This window comes from Pseudomonas batumici (genome assembly GCF_036585405.1).
Taxonomy (GTDB): Bacteria; Pseudomonadota; Gammaproteobacteria; order Pseudomonadales; family Pseudomonadaceae; genus Aquipseudomonas; species Aquipseudomonas batumici.
In genome coordinates this window covers 6,723,888-6,747,429 of the sequence record NZ_CP144470.1, presented here as the reverse complement: position 1 = coordinate 6,747,429, position 23,542 = coordinate 6,723,888, and the positions used below count along the sequence as shown (strand labels likewise).

General features: G+C 52.1%; 14 protein-coding genes. 3 read left to right on the top strand and 11 right to left on the bottom strand.

The window, feature by feature from the left end:
- Positions 1-8: 8 nt before the first annotated feature.
- The 7 genes from NUH87_RS30930 to NUH87_RS30900 all read right to left on the bottom strand — a co-directional run bounded on the left by NUH87_RS30930 (position 9) and on the right by NUH87_RS30900 (position 9,516).
- Entirely contained in the window at positions 9-1,226 is a 1,218-nt protein-coding gene (locus NUH87_RS30930) for a hypothetical protein (RefSeq protein ID WP_338524058.1), read from the bottom strand.
- A 14-nt stretch (positions 1,227-1,240) separates the two neighbouring features.
- Positions 1,241-1,924 (bottom strand): hypothetical protein, encoded by a 684-nt coding sequence (locus NUH87_RS30925; protein WP_338524057.1) that lies wholly within the window; start codon positions 1,922-1,924, stop codon positions 1,241-1,243.
- Positions 1,925-2,038: 114 nt separating this feature from the next.
- Complete coding sequence (locus NUH87_RS30920; protein ID WP_338524056.1) at positions 2,039-2,995, bottom strand: hypothetical protein; 957 nt, start codon at positions 2,993-2,995, stop codon at positions 2,039-2,041.
- 98 nt (positions 2,996-3,093) lie between these two features.
- The gene (sctE, locus tag NUH87_RS30915; RefSeq protein ID WP_338524055.1) at positions 3,094-4,371 is read right to left on the bottom strand and encodes a type III secretion system translocon subunit SctE; all 1,278 of its coding nucleotides are present in this window, start codon (positions 4,369-4,371) and stop codon (positions 3,094-3,096) included.
- Positions 4,372-4,382: 11 nt separating this feature from the next.
- Positions 4,383-4,877, bottom strand: a complete 495-nt coding sequence (gene sicA, locus NUH87_RS30910) for a type III secretion system translocator chaperone SicA (RefSeq protein ID WP_338524054.1) — start codon at positions 4,875-4,877, stop codon at positions 4,383-4,385.
- Positions 4,878-5,123: 246 nt separating this feature from the next.
- Positions 5,124-6,125, bottom strand: a complete 1,002-nt coding sequence (locus NUH87_RS30905; protein ID WP_338524053.1) for a hypothetical protein — start codon at positions 6,123-6,125, stop codon at positions 5,124-5,126.
- Between the two features lie 388 nt (positions 6,126-6,513).
- A complete protein-coding gene (locus NUH87_RS30900) occupies positions 6,514-9,516 on the bottom strand; it encodes a hypothetical protein (protein WP_338524052.1) in 3,003 nt (1,000 codons plus the stop codon).
- A 411-nt stretch (positions 9,517-9,927) separates the two neighbouring features.
- On the opposite strand from NUH87_RS30900, the gene NUH87_RS30895 reads away from it, so the two are divergent.
- Positions 9,928-10,596, top strand: coding sequence for a hypothetical protein (locus NUH87_RS30895; protein ID WP_338524051.1), 669 nt, complete (start codon positions 9,928-9,930; stop codon positions 10,594-10,596).
- Positions 10,597-11,255: 659 nt separating this feature from the next.
- Here NUH87_RS30895 and NUH87_RS30890 read toward each other — a convergent pair.
- Positions 11,256-12,380, bottom strand: a complete 1,125-nt coding sequence (locus tag NUH87_RS30890) for a hypothetical protein (RefSeq protein ID WP_338524050.1) — start codon at positions 12,378-12,380, stop codon at positions 11,256-11,258.
- 238 nt (positions 12,381-12,618) lie between these two features.
- On the opposite strand from NUH87_RS30890, the gene NUH87_RS30885 reads away from it, so the two are divergent.
- Positions 12,619-13,266 (top strand): response regulator transcription factor, encoded by a 648-nt coding sequence (locus NUH87_RS30885; RefSeq protein ID WP_338524049.1) that lies wholly within the window; start codon positions 12,619-12,621, stop codon positions 13,264-13,266.
- A 90-nt stretch (positions 13,267-13,356) separates the two neighbouring features.
- Here the strand turns inward: NUH87_RS30885 and NUH87_RS30880 are convergent, their stop codons facing one another.
- Complete coding sequence (locus tag NUH87_RS30880) at positions 13,357-16,593, bottom strand: transporter substrate-binding domain-containing protein (RefSeq protein WP_338524048.1); 3,237 nt, start codon at positions 16,591-16,593, stop codon at positions 13,357-13,359.
- A 505-nt stretch (positions 16,594-17,098) separates the two neighbouring features.
- Between NUH87_RS30880 and NUH87_RS30875 the strand changes: the two genes are divergently transcribed.
- On the top strand, positions 17,099-17,299 hold the full coding sequence (locus tag NUH87_RS30875; RefSeq protein WP_338524047.1) for a DUF1127 domain-containing protein: 201 nt from the start codon (positions 17,099-17,101) through the stop codon (positions 17,297-17,299).
- A gap of 147 nt (positions 17,300-17,446) precedes the next feature.
- Here the strand turns inward: NUH87_RS30875 and NUH87_RS30870 are convergent, their stop codons facing one another.
- Complete coding sequence (locus tag NUH87_RS30870; RefSeq protein ID WP_338524046.1) at positions 17,447-18,493, bottom strand: hypothetical protein; 1,047 nt, start codon at positions 18,491-18,493, stop codon at positions 17,447-17,449.
- Between the two features lie 107 nt (positions 18,494-18,600).
- Positions 18,601-23,526, bottom strand: coding sequence for a hypothetical protein (locus NUH87_RS30865; RefSeq protein ID WP_338524045.1), 4,926 nt, complete (start codon positions 23,524-23,526; stop codon positions 18,601-18,603).
- Positions 23,527-23,542 lie beyond the last annotated feature (16 nt).

Below are 23,542 nucleotides of genomic sequence, written 5' to 3'. Positions count from 1 at the left end.
ACCGTTCGTCAGTCAACCGGCTCACCATATTTCGCTTTAGGCCGTATGTTTTCCAATTCAACATGTCGATCATTAAGAAACTTATTATTTAATCTAAACTCTTTAGCTCCGTTAAAAAACGCAACTCTATTTGCAATCCCGATCCCACCAGGCTCTATATCAGCTATTTCCTGTATAGCCCTGACGTCTGTCGCTTCGATAGAGTTCCGCGCATCTGAGTGTTCCAATACAGGTGCCACGCCATAAAAGCTCTGAGCACTACCAGGCGACAGAATCACCCTCCTCGCCCCCGATGCAGGAGCTCCAAACGTACTCTTCCGCATCCAATCTGCCACTTTCTCTAGGGATTCTTTTTTGCGACGATCTATTTCTGAGGCCTTATCGTCTGAGTGCCGAGCATCTTCGCCACCTATAAACATATGAACTGCGTAGATTTTGGTTCCAAGTGTATCTTTCGAAACCTCAACTTTGCCAACTGAGATATCTGCCTCAGCCCTTGGAAGATTATCTGACAACTTAAAATTAATATCCTCCGGAGAATTGCCTTGAGCGCCATTATCAAGCTTAAAGTCCTGATTTTTTATCGTGGTTTTTGGCCTCCTTTTCTTCTTTGTGTAAGAGCTTGAGCTTTTATTGTCATCGTCAGATTCTTGCACATCAAGATCAGTTGCCCTCAGACCATTAACCACAATAGTAAAACTAGGGCTGCAGATGACTGTGTTTTTCCCCTTTACTTCCTCTGAATCTGCGGGCAGTTGCAGTGTTGAGGGGGGCGTTGGCCCAGGGTCCGTATGCTTTGGGTGAATGGGGTGAGTCCCATCATCGGCTGGAGGAATTGGCAGCAAAGGAGTTACAGTGGCCGCTGGAGGCTGCTGCGCACTCTGGTCAGCAGCCCCCTCCAACGGCTGCGATGGTTCTGCGGGCCGCGGCGAACGCTTTGGCGGTATCAAGCAACTGGGGGTAAATGCCAAGTGCTCAAGCTCTTCTCCTAGTATGCTCAGGGCTATAGGCTCATCACCAAAAGCCTTGGCTATCTCCTCCTTACTATTCTCAACCAGCCCCAATGTGGGTTCGTTGAAACAGCGGCTATCAAACCCAGCGATCTCGTCATCAGACGTTTCAGGGAACTGCGTCTTATACTCTTCTTGACATCTCTTAAGGGACTGATCAGCGCAGTACTTAGCGAAGCGCTTCCCCCCTCCTGCAAATTCGATGCTCCTCTTCATCAGGTTCGTCAGTTCTAAATGCAGCTTAACATCTGGTTTTTCACTACTACTTGAGAAGCCGACTTTTTGTACGGCCTCCGTGCCCCCCCCACCGAACACATTCTTTCTGCGGCAAGGCATATCTTGTTCTCAAGCACTGAGCCATTATTGGCACCAGTCACTTTCGATCGCACGCCTTTCAATATAGCTTTGGCGACATCTCCACGTGTCAAATTAACTCTAGTAATTTCATTATCAACCTTATCTACTAGCTCTTTGAGTATTTGATGTGCCATGGTCAAGTCGCGCATGGAGGTATTACCGCCAGATTGATTTTTTCTACATACTTCAAGCTGACTTTCAATAAATTTAGACTGATGAGCTACGACAATAGCCAGATGACGCAACCAAAGGTATTTTACTTTCTTTGTCGTTTCCAGACGTTCAGCGAACGAGCTAGCCAAAGGTCCGAGTTTACCAAGTCCCTGCTTGATTAATTTGTCGGTATAGATATTTCCGGCTTCTTTAAAAACATTCGCGGCTTGTGTGTCAGCGCTCCCAGAAACCGGTAAGTCGGATCCAGAGGGGCAACCGCTATTCGTTATCTTCCTAAGCGTTTGCGCAACAGGACTGAGATTCGGCGCATCACCAGAGAAATTATCTGTTGCATTTGTATTTGTAACGAGTGGTGTAATGCTATCACCATTAACACTAGGCACCGGAACACCTCATCAGTATTGCGTTTGCTTGAAATATACAAAACATCTGTACGTATTTCATTGCAGCTTCAGATGCAAAACCCTCCAAGCTTCCCTGGAGGGTTTTGCAATCTATTAAACGGACCTGGTCAGATCTGCATTGCCCTTGTTTCTCTCTGCCGCCATTGTCAGCAGAGCATTGAACTGCACCTGATAGGCCTGGATCCTCTCGGCAAAAGCCTCCGTATCCCGCTCAAAAAGCGCGGCCAATGCCTTCTCTAGTTCTTCCTTGCTGCGCTCCGCCGCGACGTCGATTTCGAAACCAGCCTCGGTAACCGCTGAAACCGGCGCGGAGAAGCTTCGGATAAGCTCTCCAACAGCCTTTTGCTTATCACCCTCGCGAAGCGATTGTTCATGCTTAAGCTGGGCAGTGTCACGCTCGAGCTCTTGCGCTCCCGCCTTCCTCTCCAATTGCTTGATTTGCGGTGCGGGAGCACTGCCAGGTGCCGCAGCCCCTCTCAAGCTCAGCAACTGCTGATTAGTCTGCTTCAGACGATTGCCGATCAACCGCGCAACTTGCTCGTTGACGTCGATGGACTCTTGCTGCCTGGTTATCCCCTTCCAGGATTGTGTCGCGCCAGCAAGATTAGCCGCCGCGCCGCCCACCGCTCCAGAGACCGTCTTCTCAAAGCTCTTGTTTGCGATGTCTTTATGAGTCTCAGCGGCGCGCAGCTTCGTCTCATAGCTCTGGAGCCCGCTCTTGCTTTTTGCTTCACGCGCTCGCTCAAGCAATTCGCTCAAGGCTTGATAAAACTGCGGAAGGAATGCATCCATCAGCGTCAGTGTGAAGAAAACAGCTCGTTGAAGTTCTTCAGCCTCCACCGGTTGTGGAGGTAACGACAGGTGTGGGATGTTTGGATCGTTTTCCGTGAGTCCATTTTTCTGTTGCGCTGCATACTGCACCACTTCAGTCGAGACCACCTCTAGCTCTAGTATTGTCGAGCTTTTAGCGGGGGCAATCCCCCCCTCGCCCGTTGAGGAATAAACACTCGTATAGTACTCATTGACAGAAACTGACATAAAATCAGCCATGGATACTCTCCTGTATAATATATTCAGAGGCCATCAGAAAAATTCAATACTGAAATAACAGTACTTTGTCGCGTTGCTGAAATAATTTGGACCTTATTTCAGGCCCGGCCTCGATGCCTGATACCCGAGATCATGTCGATCATTTTCAGCGCACCTTCCGACTCCCGATTGAAGCTTTCAAACGCATTTCGCAGCCCCGCCATCTCTGCTTCCATCCGTCTGCTGATCTCTTGCCAGAGATGCTCGATGGTCTTGCTCAAAAAGTCGTTATCGGCAAAAATTCGTTGCAGGTTGGCTTCCAGCATCTGCACTTCTTTTTCGGTCAAGGCGATATCGATATTCATACCAGGGCGTACACCGGCTTTATCGGCGACCCCCGCGACCAACGCGACTTTTTCCATTCGCGCTGTCAGTATTTGTGCTAGCTCCTTACCACCGAGAAAACTTCTAATGCTTTTGGTCAGCGTTTTCGAACCGTTCTTGAGAATATCCGGCACTGCTTTCGCCGCAAATTTGCTGATCTGTTTGGTCAGCAGTTCCGTCGGGAGTTTTTTCGCTCCCGCCGCGGCCAGCAGCGTGACGGCTACAACAGCAATTGCCGCAGTGATCTGCCCCATGATGGCGGCCGCCTCATCCGCCATGCCCAAGTTTTTCAGCTCATCGGTAATGACCTTGGCGATGGCTTCAATCGCCGGCAAAATCGCCTCATTGATGAGCGGCTCAAGGATTTTGCCAATAACCGAAAACTTGGTCTCTTCGCTCTGAGCCATATCGACAGCGCAGAACACGGCGAGCGCCAGGCTGGCACCACCGGTAGGCGCAGCCAGCACCACCGAAACGACCGACATGACCCAGCCAAACACCTTCTCCCAAATGCTGGCATTCTTGCGCTTTTCTTCAAGCTCTTTTTCGGCCGCCTCCGCCAGGCGCGCATTCTCCTGCGCCTCGTGCGATTTCGCCGATTGCTGAGCGAACGCCTCCTGCATTCGGCCTTGCTTTTTTTCCTCGGTAATTCTGCCGGACGAATCCAGATTGGAAATTTTCAGAAACAACTGTAAGGCCGACGAATTCAACTCCCCTGCGACGGGCTTGCTAAGTTGTGGAATACCCGCTGGCAATTCGTCATCTTTTGCCTGCCCTTGCTCTTTTTCCAGCTCATTACGAACCTGCTCTTTGGCCAACTCATTGGCCAGTTCATTGGCCAGCTCATAGAAAAACACCTGCCATTGCCCGGTCGGCTGTTTAACGTCCGCAAAGGTTAAAGCCGGGCCAGGAGTTTTTTCCTCAACGTGCTGCTTGCCAGCGCCCCGCCCCTCGCCAAGCGATGAGCTAGAGAGATTATTATTAATGACCTCAAAAGGACGACCTATATCCACAATCAAACCTCCTATTCGCTAATATTGAACATCCCCTCCAGAAACAGCTGCGCGCGCTTTTGCAAGGATACGTCCGTACTATTTTCCAGCACCGCGTTAAAGCATTCCTTTGCCTTGCCCTTACGCTTGAGCAACATATTGCATTGACCCGCGTAAAGCATGGCGCGGTAGTCTTCCTTTGCCAGTGCATGGGCCAATGCATAAACATCAAGCGCTTTTTGATAGTTTTTCTTCAGTTGATAGACCGCTGCCAAACCCAATACATAGTCGGCGTTATAAAAGTCGTAGATACACAGGAAGCGGAAAAACACTTCCGCGTCATCCAGGCGCCCCTGCCGATAGAACTCGTAAGCATGCACATACAAGCCATTCATGACCTCATCAGGTACGCCATGAACGTCTTTTATCGCCACGCCATTCAGCATGGCCTCCAATAAACGTTCGACCGCGAGCGCCTCGTCATCTGTAACGGGTGCTTCGGGTGCTTCAGTTCCAAACCTGCTCATTTCATTGCTCCGATTAAAAGGTTAAAGCATTTTTCCTGAGCGATCTTGCACAAAGTGAGTCGATTCAACAGCAATACTCACGACCTGCAGAGCGCCGGCTTCAGCCGAAAAACGCTAACCCTCACTCGGCCCAGGCGCTACTTGACGGGTCTGAAAGCAAAAAATGTCGACGGGCAAAGGTGCGGGCCTTGGCGCCCTTGGACGTGTCGCCAAGCCTGTTGCCCTCCCGTGCTGCCATGGAGTCAATCACCCGAACGACTGCCCGTGGTCTTGTAACGCAGATAAAACCGATTCCCTGATAGAATTTGCAACATCTTGATGGTTTCGTTCGAACTCATCTATTTTCTCAAGTCCACCGCATTGCAGAATAAGCGCCTCGATGCGCGCATTCATAACGTCAATCAGCGATTCTTTTGTCTTTAGTCCTGCAATAGATCCCGGTTCATCGATTAAATTTCGCCGAATAATATCCGCAATAATATTTTTATCCGCTTGCCTCAGCAGGACACAGCGGTAAGCGATCTTGAGGCGCGTGAACTCTGCCCATTCAGGGTTCCCTGAAATGGATTTTGCATAGTCTGCATAGGGAAGGTTATCAAACGCTTCGCCTAGCTTTGGTAACACCTCTGAAAATGGAGCATTCTCTTCCTTGAAAATATGTTTGAGCTCTGGAAAAACTGCGGGGCGCTGGTTAACCGCCATGTGGTAGCCATGCTCCTTGGCTTGCCCCCGAAAACCCACATCCAGGCAACTGCCAAAATCGAGGCGCATGATATGCAGCTCACCCCATTCGTCTTCCACCACGCCCATATTCTTGTAAAACGGATTGATGGGGTCCCAGTCGCCCAGAAGCTGTGATATGACGAGATGTTCTTGTATTTCTTTCTGAAGCACCTCTGGCAGCAAGAAAAACTGCTTTTGCATCACCTTATCCAGCTCTTCAGCCAGAGGTCTATATTTCTCGATGAGGTCGAGATTTGGATTCCCACCTTTTTCTTCCCACCAAGGTTGTCTCGAGGGATCACGGTGCTGCTCACGCAAGACTGCCAACTCAAGAGTCAGTGCGCTCGCGGCGGCTGCATTTTCTTTGAATGCTGCAATATTTTCCGTTGTAAACTCTGAAAATTGCATTTCCAGTTTATCGGCTGAGGTCTCCTTGATCATCCAATCGCCGAAGTCCTGATAGTCCACCCATCTGGATGCGATATAAATTTTATCATTGTCTGTGCCCCCCCATAACAAGGCCACAGTGGTTCACCATAATCGTTTCTGGAGCACGACCGAACAACCTGTATATCTCGGCACTGACAGCCTCTCGTGAGGCTATAGCGTTGGCGAGCTCTTGCGAAATGGGAAGAAAGCTTGTTGTATCTTTCACATAAAAAATCTTCCCTTCAAAAAATAAGGCCTTCCCGAGGTTAGCACTGACTATCAGACTCCTTTCCGGTACATGCAGCTCTGCACCCGTAAAATCGATAATCTGTGGTGTTAATCTCTCACTCATCAGAAAAGATAAAGGCCCCACTGATTGACCCGGAGATGGATAAGTGTATGACGCGAATGATGCCGGTGATATAAGCATATTAACTCCACTCTAACGACCGATGAAATTTTCGACCAAAATCTAGAAATAGAACTAGGGCTTTTTTGGCTTTTTCCTGAAGAGCTTTAAAACAGCCATACCTTTTCCATTGCTTGTAGGTGGCTCAGCAGGCGTAGTATTAGGTGTTTCCTTGAGCGTCAGCAAAACTTCTTTCAGCTTATCTGGGGGAACAAATAATTTATCCGAAAGCATTGACTTTTTATGTTCCGCTCCAGCCAATTTTGACTGAGCTGACTCCAAGCTTATAAGCTCAAGCCTGCCGAACCTTATAAGGCTCTGCCCTGCATCAGCTGGGGGATTAAGACCTGCACCCTGATAAGTTTCAGAATTATTTGATTTCGGTATAACTGGCTCATAGACCTCATCGTACATCTCTTCTTCATCACGTATCGAATGCGATCCGCCTATCGGCTCACATATATGGTCTGGCGCCGCCGCTCCACAGACTTCATCTGGCGCACTGCTTTCTTCGCTTCTTACAGCACCATTTACATATATATTTTCTTTCGATGGCGTTTCTGGAGCATTGTATATCACTTCCGCATATATAGGCTCCACGGCAATCAAATCATTGCTCATGCCTGGCGCGCTGCTCTTTTCGTGTATCACACTACTATTTGGATGTACATGTTCTTTCGGGGGCACTATCGGCGCTTCACGATTGTACCTGCCGACCCAGTGCCTATTCGCCGCCTCCCACTCTTGCATAGCTCTTTGATGACGCTCTGTCATGGCTTCTTTAGAAAGTTTTCCGGCCACATAAATCCTATCAGCTGTCTCTTTCCCCCCGGTATTTTCAGATATCGAATACGATCCACTACCTGTCGGATTAGATGTAGAGGGGGCCTCAAATACCTTGTCGTAGATGTTGCCTGACGCACTGGCTTTTGTGCTTTCTTCATATATATTTTTTCCCGGGGACGCTATCGGCTGCTCGGATATTGGTGTTTCGTGTATATTGTCACTGACCTCATGTACATTCACAGGCGATTTTTTGCTTCTCTTTTGAAGTTCGGCCATAGCCTCTTTAGCAATCCTTCCAGCGATTGTTTCCTTGAGTAGGGTATCGCTCCCCAAATATTTGGAACTCTGCTCCGCCATCTTTTCCACCTGATAGGCAATATAATATTGCATCGCGCTTGCCGCATTTTTTTCTCGGCGTGTATACAACTCACCGCAGGTCAGCGCAAAAAAACCGAAGAAAGCGTCTCCCTGATCGCCTAGATTACCGAGTGCGCTCTCCTCTGCCTCATGCTTTCTTTGTCTATTGGTTTCGTCCCAGTCTCTTCGACAGCCTTCTATCAGATATCGTAAATAGGCTGGATCATTCAAGCCCGTTTCATACAGGCGATGAAAATAGATGCGATGATCGGATGAGTACGGAACGTGACCATCGTACTTTTTGTGAACACCACTCGGATAAGGCCGAACATGACCGCCGAAAATTCTACCCTTTTGACTTGACAGTGTAGGCTCTTCATCCAGGGATATTTCGCGCGTTTCCAGATTTAAAATAGTGGCCAGTGTTTTTTTTATCGAGGCAGGCGTCTCTCCGTGATTCACCACCAGCCAATATAATAATTTTTCTGCGACAATTGCGCTCGTAGAGTTTTTTGGTTTTCTGCGCTCCAAAAACTTCAGCTTCCGTTTTGAGTAGTCACTCAGCCTTGCATACTCGGCACTATGTACCTCCTTGGTGCCGAGCGCCGGTGTGAAGCTTGATTTGAAATCCAAAATAACGCGGGCTTCTTCCTTAGAATAGCTCAACCAGTTATGTTTAAAGAAATGCTTCAACTCATCAACCGACGGCAAATACTCGTCCGAGACTTTATCTTTGTAGACTTCCGCTATTCCAGCTCGTAACCCTGTAAAGAAATCCGTATCCTCCGCCCCTTGTAAGTTGAACACCTTTGCCTGCAAATCCTGGAAAAACACCTCTTTCCAAGGCACAACCTTTCCTTGTTTCTCCGAATACTCGTAGCCACATTTCCAAAGCAATTGTTGGCATTCTTCGCTCGAAAGAATAAGCGGATAGCCTTGATCGGCCAGGTAAAAATTCACTCGATCAAGAAAAACCGCCAAATTTCCTCCCTCTGGGGCCGTGATCTGAGAGAAAAAGAAGTCATAAAACGCCTCAGGGGAACGCCCAGAGTCCGTGATCTGCCGAGTAGGGGCATAATCTTTACTGACCAGACTCTGCTCTGCTGGTGCTGGTGCTGATATTGATTCGCGAGTTGGTGGTGTCACCGGGACACCTGTATTGGCCTCAATGGGTGGGTTTTCTACTGGCCTCAGCCCGGAGGATGTCGCTTGCACCTCTGATGTTGTAGGTCCAGTTGCGGGCTTAAGGTAATCGAATAACCTATCACGCAACGCAACCACTCTATCTAGGCTCTCCTTCAGCTGTTTGTGTTCATAGGTTGCCAGGGAGTACAAAACAGCACTTGCCGTCGGACCATTGTCCAGCCCGGCAGTCGCCTCATTGAAAAATCTCTGTTTCCTGGGGTCGATCGTTTCGTTAACGGTATTCAACCACTTGAGGATACTCTCGTCGAACTTTCTCGATACTTCTGGCGGGACGCCGCCTCTCTCTTGGTGAGGAAGTACCATCAGATCCATCACCTGGGTCGCAGCGCGTATGGTCAGACTCCGCCGCACTTTGTTTTCTTCCTCTATTTTCCTGGCCAGATCAAGAGCATTCCATTTGCACGTGGTGACTTTTCTTTTGTCGGCCTGCTCATGCAAAGTGCCATGCTGAGCTTTGATCAATTTCGATAGCGCCGTTTCTCCTTGATCATTCAACTCCGCTGAGGCGGCGATGACTATTTCCAGTAAAGAACCGGCCGCAGTCATCACGTCTGAATATGAAAAATATCCAGGCTGGATCTCTATGTTTTCTTGCGAGGTATGAGCAACTCTCCCAACATTCGAATTCTGTAGAGTTTCAACGCTGCCTGAAAATTTCGTAGTGCAATTCTGCATTTGTGCCTTGGTAAGGCAAGGCTCACTGGAGGACAAAGACTTAACATAAGGCATAAGGTACTCCCTTTCCGGTTAGCGCTCTTGCTTGTAGCGCCCATGAGCTTGAGCGCAAAAAAGCACTTTATGAAAGACGGGCAGGTCGTTAAACAGTAAACATTCCAGCCAAGTGAGCCCCGTTTAGCACCTGAGAACAGGGCTTACTCTAGTCGTAAAAATGGCACATACAGCAATGTCTAAAAGGAATTTCCCATGTACGACCCCAGTAGCCCCACCTCTCCGAGTTCTCCGAGCTCTCCGAGCTCTCCGCTCCAACCAATGGATTTGAGCATAAATCGGACGTCTCCTCCCACCCCCGTTAGTTTGACGATTAGGAGCATAACAAACAGCGGTCCGCCTTTCTCCAATCCGGCTCCAGGAGGTAGTCAATCCCGAACTTCCAATACTAGATACAATCACGGCGACTATATGAGCAAAGCCATGGTTACCACAATTCTGCCTGACGAAATAGAAAGACTTGAAAAAGAAAATAATGAATTAAGAAAAGAACGTTCCAGCAGCGAAAAACATCTTGGTGATTTACATAAGCTCTTGAGGGTACGGTACAATCCTGACGCCCCCTTGCCTGATTATTGCGCACCTAAACCAGCGGACACCAACCCCCTTAAAACCATTCAAGACGCTGAAGCAGCTGAAGCCGAATGGAGCACAACTGTCGAGGACAATTGGAGCAGAGTGAGAGCGCTGACTGATTTCGTTGAGGAGCACAAGGAAATAGTCGTGCGCCACCATTCTCTACCTGACACCTTGAGATCGGGAGCACAGATCCCTAGTGTACAGCCGAGCGACTCCCTACCCCCGTCACAAACAATAGGACCAATGCCGTCCTCCCAGCCTACCAGGGTAATTCCGGCGGCCCAAGGATCGGCCACCCAGCCTCCTTTTAACATAGTATCGCGCCCTGTTGAGACAAATAGGCCGATCGTTCCTCGAACTAACTCAGCTTGCTTAGTGTTTAATGGTCGTCACATTAATGTCAGCCATCTGACCGAAGCATCTCAAAAAGAGGTCAATACACTAGCAAACATACTGCAACCCCTTGCGACAGATAACCCGAACCTGCTTGTCTCCCCCTAGAACTACTCGAAGCGCTTATAAACAATGAACTTAACAGCGCTCAGAGACAGCATCTGATGGGTTACCTTCGTGCTGATTCTCTACCCAAGTTATTCATGCACACCCCCCCCTCTACAAAAACTGTTCTGGGGCTTACCCGTATGCCTACCCCATCTGAAAAAAGAAATTATCGCGGGTCGAATCCACTCCCTCCCTCGACACCACTTAATAATGTAAGCCTCTTTACAGCTCCTGCTCAAGGTCCTAGAAATTTTAAATTTCCTGACCCTCATGCACTACTTACGTCTCAACTCGTGCCTCCCACCGTTGCTTTTCCCGGACAGGAAGCCGTATCAAGTGCCGGCGCCAGTGACTTAGTACGGAAACATCCGACTTTAGTTGAGCTCCTTTCAACACAACCTATTTTCACGCACCATTCATCATCAGCACCAATGACAATTGAATACTCAACCAAGGAGCAGCCTGGCGGAGCGGGTCCCCAGAGGTATCATAACGCAGAGAATTACCCTCAAACAGGGCCATTTCACAATAAGAAATAAAACAACAACCGCCCATCCTCGCTAAAAGCGAGGATGGGCCTTATAACTTTTATCGCCAATGAATGCTAACATTAATAACCCAGCCAGCGCCTTAGCCTTAAACCCTCGATCACACCGCCCCTATCTGAACTGCATAAACTTGTCCGCTGCCTCATACATCTTTTGCAGCGCCTGCATCACCGTGCTGTACAAGGCTTCGAACTTCTGCGAGGCCGCATTATAGCGCTGCGCCGCCAAGTTTACCTGGGTGCTGATCTGCTGCTCATAACCATCGAAAACCGTGCGCCAGGATGTAACATCGGCCTGTTTGAACACGTGACCCTCTTCCCACCAAAAGTAATCTTCTAAAAAATTCGTCACCTCAGCGGGTGTCGCAAATTTCAAACTCGCGAAGCCTGGACCCTTGCCGAATTCTATTAGCCTTACAAGGGCACGTTCGGCGCTGCGCTTATGCTCATCCTTATTTCCCGTATGAAGCACCTTATCGTTTTTCAGCACCAGCTTGACGAAAGAGTCTCCAATTTTGTCTATGGTGGAAATATCCATCATGCCATCTTTGAACTTACAGCTAAACTCCACCTCCAGCTTCGCTATATCGGCAGCGGTGAGTCCAAGCATCTTGAGATCACCGACCCCTCCCGTCTGCTGCCACTTGAGTTTTATCTCAAGAATTCCTCTGGCAATGGCTGCATTGTAGATTTTCATATCGCCCTTATCACCATCAGAGCGAATATGGGTACTTAGCCGTGCGACCAGGTCCGCGACATCCTTGAGAAATTCGGTATTTTTCTGAGCGATTTGTCCTCGTATTTCCAGGTAATTCTTATTGCCCGACTCAACCAACCGAACGAAATCTTCTGCCCTGCGCCAGATTGAAAATCGATCGTGATCAAAAATGCGAGTCAATGGCTCTTCAGTACTACCCCCCGACGGGGCGTAGGCCATAAAAGCCGAGCGGGCATTGTCTCCCCACAGTTTGACCTGACGTCCCAAGGCGGCTTCTGCCTGACGTGCGGCAGAGAGCCGTGCGTCAAATTCGGCCGGCAAGGAATAAGGCTCGACACTGGCCAATCGATGAAAGACATCGCGTCCGCGCATGACTTCGACAAGGACGGCCTGTTTATTCAATACAGCGGAAAGTTCTGGAGGCGGAGAGCCTGGCAGAGCGGTTTCATTCATATCGAGGTCAGGCACTGATAGAACGGAAGAGAATACAGAAACATGCATCAGCACAGAGCCACTCATGGACACCTCGAAGTCATTTTAATATTCAATTGGAACGCTACTCTAAAGAGTACTTGAGCAACTTTTCAGGTGCTTTCAATAATCGCCGCGACTTCAATCCACGGGGTAACCACTCAAACGCCGGATATCCCTGGCCTGATCCAGGCTATGCCATAAAAAACAGTGCTTTACCCTCATCCTCAACCCCCCTAGAATCGAGCCGTTTCCCCCCGAACACAGCAAACACAAGGAAGCCCCAATGCCTGTGCGCATCGTGTTAGCGGACGATCACCCGATCTTCTTGATCGGGCTGAAGGCCGTAGTGAGCAAGCTTGACGCATTCAAGATTGTCGGAGAGGCGACCTCTCCCGACGAGCTAAACGCTGTGCTCAATAGCCAAGAGTGCGATGTGCTGGTGACCGATTTCATGATGCCGGCCGATGAGCAGAATGACGGCCTCAGGCTGATCGAGCGGGTCCGCCGCAATCACCCCGATCTGCCGGTGATTGTCGTGACCATGCTCAACAATCCCGCGCTCTTTACCTCGATCCTCAACCTCGGGGTCAAGGGTCTTCTCAGCAAGGCCAGCTTATCCCACGAACTGCCGGCGGCCATTCAGGCGGCCAGTCTCGGCAGACAGTACATTGCCCAGTCGGTGAAGAGCGCCATCGAAATGGTGGGCGGCCTGGGTACCAACCGCCTGGAACCGCTGGAGGCACTCTCGCCCCGCGAGGTCGAGGTGATGCGGCTTCTGGCCTCTGGCCTGACGGTGGGGGAAGTGGCGACACGCCTGAGTCGCAGCAAGCAAACCGTCAGCGCGCAGAAAGTCAGTGCGATGCGCAAGCTCGGCCTTGCCAACGATGCCGCCTTCTATGTTTATGTGCAGGAAAACGGCCTGGGGTCCTAGCTCGCCCCGCTCACTACTGTTGGCCACCAAGCCCCAGTCTGGATAGCATGAAACCCAGTGGCCAGCAGCCCTCTCCCCACAGCACCGATCTCACTCCTCTTTCTGCAAGTGTTGGCCAATGCTGATATCCAGCTCATGCAACGCGCTTTTGAGATCCTCCCAATGCGGCCAAAGATCCGCAGCGCCCGTCTTCGCCTCGCTATCCATGGCAATGCAGGAGCGCGCGACCGCTACCGCATTGATCAAAACGGCAGCCCCCTTGAGGCGGTGCAAGGAGGCCTCGATAGCCGCCCTGTCGTCTTGACTGACCGCGCGGGTAATACGTTCGACTTCGTCCTGGATATTCTTGCGCAGCTCCGACAATAAACTCCTGGTGATCTGCGAGTCCGCGTCAGTAAGCGCTTGCAATTCGTTAATATCGAAGGCACTGGCGACATCGTCCTCCGAGATCGTCAACGCGAGGGTCTGTGCCAGTTGATTGAGGCTGACCGGCTTGACCAGCAGCAGGTCCATGCCCATCTCGAGGCAGCGGGCCTCCTCGTCCATCAAGGCATTCGCAGTAAAGCCGATGATCGGTTTGCGCTCGACATCCCTCTCGCGCTCGTCCTCACGGATGGCGCTGGCCAAGACATAGCCGTCCATACCCGGCATATTGCAATCGGTGATCAGCACATCGAATGCGCCGGCCCGCCATGCCTCGAGCGCCGCCACGCCATCCTCCACGGCCGTCACTTCATGCCCGAGGTACTTGAGCTGTTGAGCAAGAACCAGTCGGTTGGCCGGAAAATCATCCGCGATCAGGGCGCGCAGCGGCCGTGTGAGCGGACGCTGATCGGCCGGCGCAGCGAGGGGGTCAGCCTCGACAGCCGTGACACGTTGCAGATCCAGTTCGATCTGAATCCGGGTGCCTCGCTGAAGCTCGCTGCTGATATGAATCGAGCCGCCCATCAACTCGACCAACTGGCGGCAAATACTCAACCCCAGGCCCGAGCCTCCATACTGCCGAGCCGTCAACGAACTGGCTTGCATAAAGGGTTTGAAAATCTCCCCTTGCGCGGCCTCGGAAACGCCAATGCCGCTGTCTTCTACCTCTATCTGGAGTCGGCAGTGTGTCGAGTCTGCCTCCAGAACACGCAAGACCACTCGGACGAAACCTTCATCGGTAAACTTGATGGCATTACCCACCAGGTTATAGAGCACCTGGCGCAAGCGCATGGGATCGAACAGGTAGGCCCCCGCCGCCGCGGGATCAAAACGCAGACCCAGCTCAAGGGCCTTCTGCTTCGCTTGACCGGTAAACATATTGACCACACTCTCGACCAGCGGCTGCAGGGCGGTCGGGGTCGGGGTCAGCTCCAGGTTGCCTGCTTCGATCTTGGCAATATCCAGCGTATCGCCGATCAGGGCAATCAGTGACTGTGCGGCCTCATGGGCCATCCACAAGGATTCGGAGGCATTGGCCTGCTCTATCTCAAGCTCGAGCAAACCGATGATGGCGTTCATGGGCGTGCGTATTTCATGGCTCATCGTCGCCAGAAATTCGCTTTTCGCCCGATTGGCCCGCTCGGCCTGCTCCTCGGCTTTGCGCCGCTGACGGACCTGGTAATTGAGTCGGCTATTCCACGCCAACGAAAGCAGGATGATCACGATAGCCAGCACCGCGAGCTGGTAGACCCAGGTCGGCACCCTTTCCCAAACGGACAACTGCGCCGAGGCCTTGGTCAACCAGCGCGTTCGAATCGAGCGCAACTCCGCCACCGAGAGCGAATCCAGGACTTTATCGAGCACACCCAATAACTCGCTTTCGCCTTTCACCACCGCAAAACGCATCGGCGCGCGCCGGACATCGACACTGCGCCCGACTTTCAAAGCCCCCGGATAAAGCCGACTGACAAAATAATAGGCGGGGACCTGGGAGCTGATCGCCACATCCGCCTGTCCCTGGGCGACCAGCTTCAAGCCCTCGATCGTGGTCTGCACAGGCAGCAGGATGATCTGCGGGTAACGCTGACGAATATGCTCCTCGAGCGCATGCCCCGCCGACAGCGCAAGACGCCGTCCGGCAAGGCCGGCCAGGTTCTCCGGACTCTTGTCGCCGGCAGGCACGACAAACACCCAGCTTTGTGAACCGAATGCGCTGCTGAAGTCGAGATACTTTTTACGCTCGGCCGTGGCGGTAAAGGTCGTTATGATTTTGGCCTGCCCGGCCCGCAACAACGCCTCTCGCTCTTTGATCGAGCCGCCCTCGATGAAGGAAAAATTCAGTCCGGTTTTACGGGTGATCGCATTCAGCACCTCGATGTTCAAGCCGACCCACCGCCCCGACTCATTCTTATAGGTATAGGGCGGTTGCTCGGCCACGATCACCGGCACCGAGGGGTGATTGCCGATCCATTCAAGCTCCCGATCACTCAAGACAAAAGTGTTATCCAGAAGCCTCAGACCAAGACCCGAGGTCCACTGCTGCAGGATGTCCTTTTTGGTTCGCGTCGGAATTTGCGCAAGCGCATCATTGAGCAGCGATAGCAGGCGGGCATCCGATGCCTGCGTAGCAAAGGAAAAACCCGCCGCGGGCAGACTGGCATCCCATTTCACCTGGAGTTCAAGAAAGGGGTTATGAGCAATAAAGAAACTGGCGGAAATATCATCACCGATCAGCACATCGGCCTCGCCATCGGCAACGTGCTCGAAGGCCTGGTGAAGATCGTCCACATAGGATATTTGACTGTTTGGATAACGCGCTTTAAGCACCTTGGGATCGGCATAATCATCCAGCAAGACAATTTTCTTGCCGTCCAGGTCGGTGCTCAGCGTGGCGTCATTCTCCCGTCCGATGACGATGGGCTGGTTACGCACATAGGGTTGACTGAACAAAAGTCCCGACAGCCCGCGCTCAAAGCCAGTGGTGGTGGTAATGACATCTATTTTGCCACTTTGCAGATCCTTGAGGGCGTCGGCCTGGTAGGGATAGCCGATCACTTTGACCTCGCAGCCAAGCAGCGTACTGATGACCTTTAAAAAATCCGCGCCGATGCCCTCCCATTCATCAAGATCATTCACGATATCGACCGGAGAATAGTCAGACTCCGCCACACCGATACGCAAAACACCGCGCTGCTTGAGCCAGGCCGAATCGTCGGCACTGATCGAAACATTCTTAGGCATATCCGCGTAAGTATGAGCCTTCAAGATCAGGGATTTACTGTCTGCGGCATGGGTCGGCGACAAAAATAGTAACAAAACCAGCGGTAGACAATAGGCGAATAATCTGCAAACAAACCCCATTGCAAGGCTATCTGCACGTCCTTCTTTCACCTTATCACCCATACGGTTTCCATCAGTATGACGACTCGCTAAACCTTGGCAGGAACGTTAGCCCAAAAATGTAGAGGGGTCAAATGACACAAGGGTTCCGACTCGAGCACAGCTAAAACCCAGACAAGTCCTATTCGAAGCCGCCAAATATTCTGTCTTATTGAGGGCTCTCACTATCACAGAGGGCGAACCATGGAACGGTCAAAGCAATACATGGACGAATACCGCGCCGACAACAAGAGTTTCCCTACCGTGCATAATTACTCATTTTTGTTCGCAGGAAGTTTCATGGCACTACTTGTTTATATCAGTGTACGGCTCATGCTCGGTTTTGCCGTGTAACAGCCAGGTTGCCATGAATCAAGGCTGATTCGTGGCGACGGAAAAACCAGACGTGTCTCAATCAGTTTTTTCAAGGCCCAACGCAGACTCTTGAGAGGTCCGACCCGACAGGGTGATTTACGGACTGGACCTGGCATGAAACAGTCATTTTTATCTGAATAAAGGATATAAGCAGATGAATATAAAACCGACATTCATTCGACTCGTGGCTTCGTACCGGGCCTGGAAACGTCATGCGCAGGGACTGCGTGAACTGGAGGCGCTGACTGATAGGGAGCTTAGGGACATCGGCTGCAATCAGGTGGATGTCATCCTGGCGCGCAAAAAACTTTCTCAACTTCGGGCAATGTGTTCAAGAACCTTCTGCGTTCGATGATACTGCGCTAGGAACAGGCGGTCCGGCGTCCTGGCTTGCCCGCGAAGCTTTTAGCAGTCTCACGGGCCTCATCGCGAGCAAGCTCGGCTCCTACAGGTTGGGGGCATGTTCGGACTTAACTGAATGGCATTGGCCCCTATAGCAGATTTACAGCGCTGAAGACCTTTTAAGCTGATCGCATCTATGCCGCTTAACATCCAGTTCGTCCCGCCCTACCTTCCGCAGCTCGGAAAAAGTGATAGGCGCCTTATGTCGACCTTTATGCTTTCCACCTTCAACCGCCCACCATCGCTCATAGAGTTCTTCCTTGGTAAGTACCCCTCCTTCATAGGTCCCTGTCACAAAGTGAAGCTCATTGGCGGCAGCATCCGTTACAAACCACTCCAAACCTATTTTACTGGTTTGCCGAAAGAATGCAGTTATCACCGCATCTTCGAGCCACTCACGGGTCTTTGCATCGGGTAATGCCTGCACCAGTTCGGCGTAATTTTCAGCATGCGAGAATACCTTGAGCGCCTGCACAGCCACAGAGCTCTTCAGACCATAGCTGGCATCACCATTCTTTTTTACGAACATTTCCAGTTGTTTGTCCTGTAGCGCTTCCCTGGAAGTCGATGCAAATTTGCGCAACCATCCACGAGTGGGAACCGCTTCGATCTTGCGTGCCAATTTACGCGCAATATCGAGATCTTCCTGGTGAGCATGCAACACCGAAAACCACTCCACTACTTTTTCCCGCTGCAAATGCAAGCGCTTTTCGTCGTCCGTAGGCTCCTCATGCCCATCACTTTTATACTCTTTAGAAAACATTTTGATCTGGCGGTCATTCAACAGCTCTTTATAGGTACCTTGCTTGATCGCTTCAGACACTCGATAGAAGGTTTGCAACGACATATCAGATGAAATCCCAAGACAAAGGTTATATTCGTCAATCGTCACAATCTTCGCATCAGGATACTGCTCCATCAGCCATCTAATCAGTCCGCCGCGGTGATGGGAAAAACCGTAAACGGCATTGATAGCCGGATTGACCCCGTCGGGCTCATCGCCCCCAGCAACACGCCGACACGACAGACTCCTTACGACGTTGCGTATGGTTTTTAGAGCACCTTTGAACTTTCCAACAATCTTGTTAGCACCTGAAGAAGGTACTGCTGTAGGAACACTTGATTCAATCTTAAAAAAAACAGGCATAACGTCTCTAATGATAGTGCCTATCTTACTCGACCGAGTTCCATCAAACAGCAACCCATCACACCTTGGGCCAAGCTCCCTGACCCAAGGTGGCACTCCGTCCACGGTTATTGCGCGACTTCCACGTCGAACGCCACGTTCCCCCAGTCCCCCGGCTGCAGCGAGCCCTTGAAGGTCCAGCGGATGAGATCGGGTTCATCGTTATCCTCGGACTCTGGCGTTTGCGCCACGCTGCAGATCAGGGGCGTTGCCTGTGCCGGCATCTTGCCGCACTTCGCGCTCTTGAAGCGGGTATAGGTCGGCACGTGCTGGAGGATTTCCAGGTCCTCCAGCGGTTCCGGAGAACGGTTGTAGAACTTGATGGTGTAGGTCATCGCCTCGCCCGGCTTGATCGTTTCCGGCGCCTGCATCTGCAACAACAACGAGCTGCCGGTATCAGGCCTGTCCTTTACATCAATATAACTGGTCGCCTGTTTTTTCCCCGCGACATTCTTGGCCTGGGCCGTGACTTTAGTGATCAGTTGCCCGGGGCCTGCCTGCTCGCTGACTCTCACCGGCACGCGGATCTTGATGCTGCCATTGGGAGACAATAGACAACCGGCCTCCAGCAAATTGCCCCGACCGTCCCAGGTCTTGTTCAACTTGGCCGACGAAGAAGTCAGCAAGGAAGGATTGCCGTTGCGCTCCAGCCCGACCGGCAGGTTGAACGTCAACCGTAGGTCCTGCAATTGCCACTCGCCGCCCTTGAGCTCGATCAGGTAGACGAACGCCGTGCCGATAGGCAATTGGCGGGTGGCGATGTCCGCCTCTTCGGTCGACAGCTTCAACGCCTCGAACGCCTCATTCGCGGGAAACCCGGCGGTCTGGATATCGATCGTATCGCTGACCGTTCGAGGCCCGGTGACGTTGCTGGCGTGTGCCTCGATGGTACTCGACAGCGCACCGGACGGCGCAGTGGAATCAATGGTCAGCACGATATCGAGCACCAACTGCTCACCGGCCTTGAGCACGGCGTTGGGTCCCAGTAACTCCGTTGTGCCGTTGGCTCCCGTCCATTTGGCGTTCAATTTCACGCCGGCGGGCAGGCTTCCCGAGGCCTTGGTCTCGCGCCATTTTTCCAGGCCTTCAGGCAACACATACTTCAGCTTCAGATCTTGCAGGTCGGCGGTTTTCGGCGCTTTCAAGGTCAATTGATAGGTCAGCGTATCTCCAGCGCTCTTACCGATCGAACCATCCAGGTCCTGCCAGTCGAGCAGTTTGAGCTGCAAACGCTCGAACGCCACCGTCGGCGGCAGTACCAAGGGTAAGGCCTGGCTTGAAGTGGAGTTGACCTCGCCCAGCAGCGATGCCTCTTTACTGTCTTTGGCCGTCACATACAACGCCGGGATCGGGCCCACGGCATCGGCTTTTACCGTGACCGGAACGCGTAGCGTAACGGCCTTGCCGGCCTCCATGTCGGCAGCGCTCACCAATAGATTGTTCGCCGCGCCGTTCCAGTCCTGCTGAAGCCGCAGCTTTACCGCACGGCTATTCGACTCGTCACTGACCGCAGTGATGTCCACTTTGTCATTACGCATCAGCTGTTTAGGTAGCGCCAGCTGCAGTTGCAGGCTCTTCGCTTCATACCGCGAATGCAGTGTCACCTCGTAGATAAAACTGTCCCCAGGGCTCAGGCCGCCGGAACGGTCCGCATCCGCCCAGTCCTTGGTCCCGGTCAATGCGCTCAGGGTGAAGGGATCGAAGGCCTGCTTGGCGGTGGGGATAACCACGATCGCCACCGTCTCCGACCACAGGCTTTCATATCCAGTACCGGGCTCATGCACTTGCACACTCAGTTCGTAGGTGCCGGTCTTCTGGCCTGGGATGTCGAAGGTGAACTCGCCGGTAGCGGTGATCACGGGTTTTTCTGCTTTAGTCGCGGTTTTGCTGTCCAACCGGTAGAGCAGTTCATAGTCGGTCGATTTGTCGAAAGTCAGCAAAGTGCCCTTGACGGTGATTTTCTGCTCGGGCCGGGCGGTCTGAATCGCGGCCAGCTTTACCGCCGCTCCCGCGGGCGTGGTGGCTTTCAGAGGGGCAGCAGCCGGCGCCACGGCCTGCATCTTGCCCCAATCTTCGCCAATCCACAGTTGGATGTCGTACTCGGTACCGTAGAGCAGATGCGCGTTACCGGACGGCTGGGTCAGCTCCACCGTGCGCTTGTCAGTATCCAGCTTGCCATAACGCTTGACCTTGGCATCTTTGTGGTACACGCCAACCCAAAGGGTTTCCGCGGCGGTTTTGCCCAGGCCTTTGATATCCAGGTCGAGCTTGAGTTTTTCGAGGGCGGTGAATTCGGCTTTTTTGGCCGTCACGCTCGGGCCACGCTTGAGCTTCACAGGTTCCGACACCTGTGCCTTGGCATCTTGCGCCTCGGCCTGTACCTCGGTACTGATCAGCTTGATCCCTTCGCCGACCACCTCGACGTCCACCGTCACTTGCAACTCGGTGTTGGCCGGCAGCGTCGTGTCGGCGTCCAGCAGGTTCTGCTTGCCGGTACTCCCATTCCAGTTACTGTTGGGCTTGACACTCGCAGGGGCGATCACCTTGGGTGCGCCTTTGGCCTTCAAGCCTTCGGGCAAGGTGAAGTTCAGCGCGAGATCTTCGAGCTTCGACCAGGTCTTGGGCAACGTCACCTGATAACTCAAGCCCGTTCCGACCGGCACCAAATCGGCGCCCGGCGTCTTGACCAGCTTCAACACGGGCTTGCCCAGTTCCGGGGTTTGCAAGGTCAACACGGCGCTCATGGTCGAATCGCGTTCGCCGTCCATGGTTTTACCTTGCGGGTTACGCGCCTTGGCTTGCAGCGCGGAAATGGCGGTCTTGGTAGCGGCCTTTACCCGCACGGGAATTTCCAGGGTCAGCTTGGCGCCTGCGGCCAGCTTGGCGCCCGTTTGGGTCAGCAGTTTTTGACTACCGCCATCCCATTTGGCGTTCAAGCCCAGCGAGTCAGAACCTTTGGCCAGGGTGACTTTACCGGCGACTTCCAACGAGGTCGGCAAGGCCAGCTCCAGTTCCAGAGGCGCTATCCCATAGACAGCCTCGAGCTCCAGGCGGTAGATGAATTCGTCCCCGGGGCTGAGGCCTTTGGAGTCATCGTTGTCCTTGAGCGCCTTATCCGTGTCGGCGACCAGGGTGAAGGTCTTGAGTGCCTGCCCGGCCGTTGGCACTAGGGTGACCGTGACGGGATCGCTACTGGCGGGCTTGCGCGCATTACTACCTTTGGCGGTGACAACGGCCTCTACTTCGCGGGCCTCGCCTTCCTGGACCTGGACCTCGATGTCCAGCTTGACCTCACTGTTGGCCGGAACGCTCGAACCCGAGGCCAGCAGGTTGCCTTTTTTACTGGTTTTCCAGTCGCTGTTCAGTTTGAGGCCGTGCTCTTTACCGGCGAACGCCAGGTTCTTGACCTCCAGGCCCTTGGGCAGCTGGAAATCCAGCTCGGCGTCTTTCAGCAGCTTGGTCATAACCGGCAGGGTGACCCGGTAGGTAAAGCTTGTACCCGCCGCCCGCACAGCCGTTTCGTCGGCCTCCAGCTTGGGTTTGGGCAGGTCTAGCTTAGCCGAGGTGATCTCGACGGTCTCTTCCGTCGACCAGTCGCTCGGAAGATCGAGGTCGATGCTTTTGACCTGCACACTGACCGTGGCCTCGCCCTCTGTGAGGTCATGCTTGACGTTGAACGAGAAGCGGCCATTTGCTTTCACCGACTGCTCACCCGCCGATATCGCTTCTCCACCGTTAAGCTTGTATTCGAACTCGAAATCATCGGCTGCATTGAAGTTGGCCAATGTCCCAGTGAGCGTCAGCTCTTCGTCTTCCTCCACACTGTCGATGGCACTCAGACTCAGGCTGAGCTTTTCAGGTGTACTCACGCTTGGCCCCTTGTCGAGCTCAATGTTGCTACTATGCCAATCATTGCCTCCGGTGAAGATTTTGATATGATCATACGTCTTACCATAAGGTAGACCAGAGAAACTGGCGCTCGCTGTTTTACTATCTATGTTGAGCTGCAAATTTGCGTAGTCTGTATACTTGTTGTCCGCATTATAAAGCCCGACAAAGACCTTATCCGTGCTGTTAAAGCCGTCGAGCTCGCCGAGCTCTAGTTTCAGATTTTTAATTGACTGAAATTCCGCTGTTTCCACTCTGAGATTTCCAGGTGTACGCACGCTCGGCCCCTTGTCGAGCCGAATATTGCTACTGTGCCAATCATTGCCGCCGGTGAAGATTTTGATATGGTCATACCTCTTACCATAAGGCAGACCAGAGAAACTGGCGGTCGCTGTTCTATTATTTACGTCGAGATCCAACTGTGCGTAGTCTGTATATTTATCGTCCGCATTATAAAGCCCGACAAAGACCTTATCCGAGCTAGTCAAATCCTTGAGCTCATTGAAGTTTAACTTCAAGATTTTAATCGACTGGAATGCCGCCGATTGAATGCTTGCGCTCATACTAGAAGCAACCACCAGATCTCGATACACTCTATCGGAACACACACTACGATTATTCTCATAACAGGCCTGCAAGCCCATTCGGTATTTTCCGGCCGAAAGACTATCACTCCTAACACTTAGGCTGGCTGAAAACTCTCCAGAAGAATTAACCGGCACTTCGTAACGAGTACCACCACCACTACCATCCACATCAAAATCCAAAACATATTTCTCGGAAAAATTTCCCGAGGAGAGCTTTCCTTTAACCGAAAAGTCCTTCAGCGGAGCTTTGAGATTGGATCCATCCACACTCCAACTCTCGAGAACGGGCTTCTCCCCCACGGTCATATATCCGAAACTCTCGACATGCTGGGCAGGTCCCCAGCTATTTTCGCTACCCGCCCAAACCTTCACAAAATATTTGCCCGTATCTAGATCTTTTATATTAGCCGACCCAGTCAGCAAGACCCCACTAGGGGAATCAAGATTAATAGGAAAATATTTATAGGCCGACTCTTGCGGATCCTTATAAAAAGCAACCCAGTAGTAGTTGGCCTGCATATCCCTTCTAGTAAAA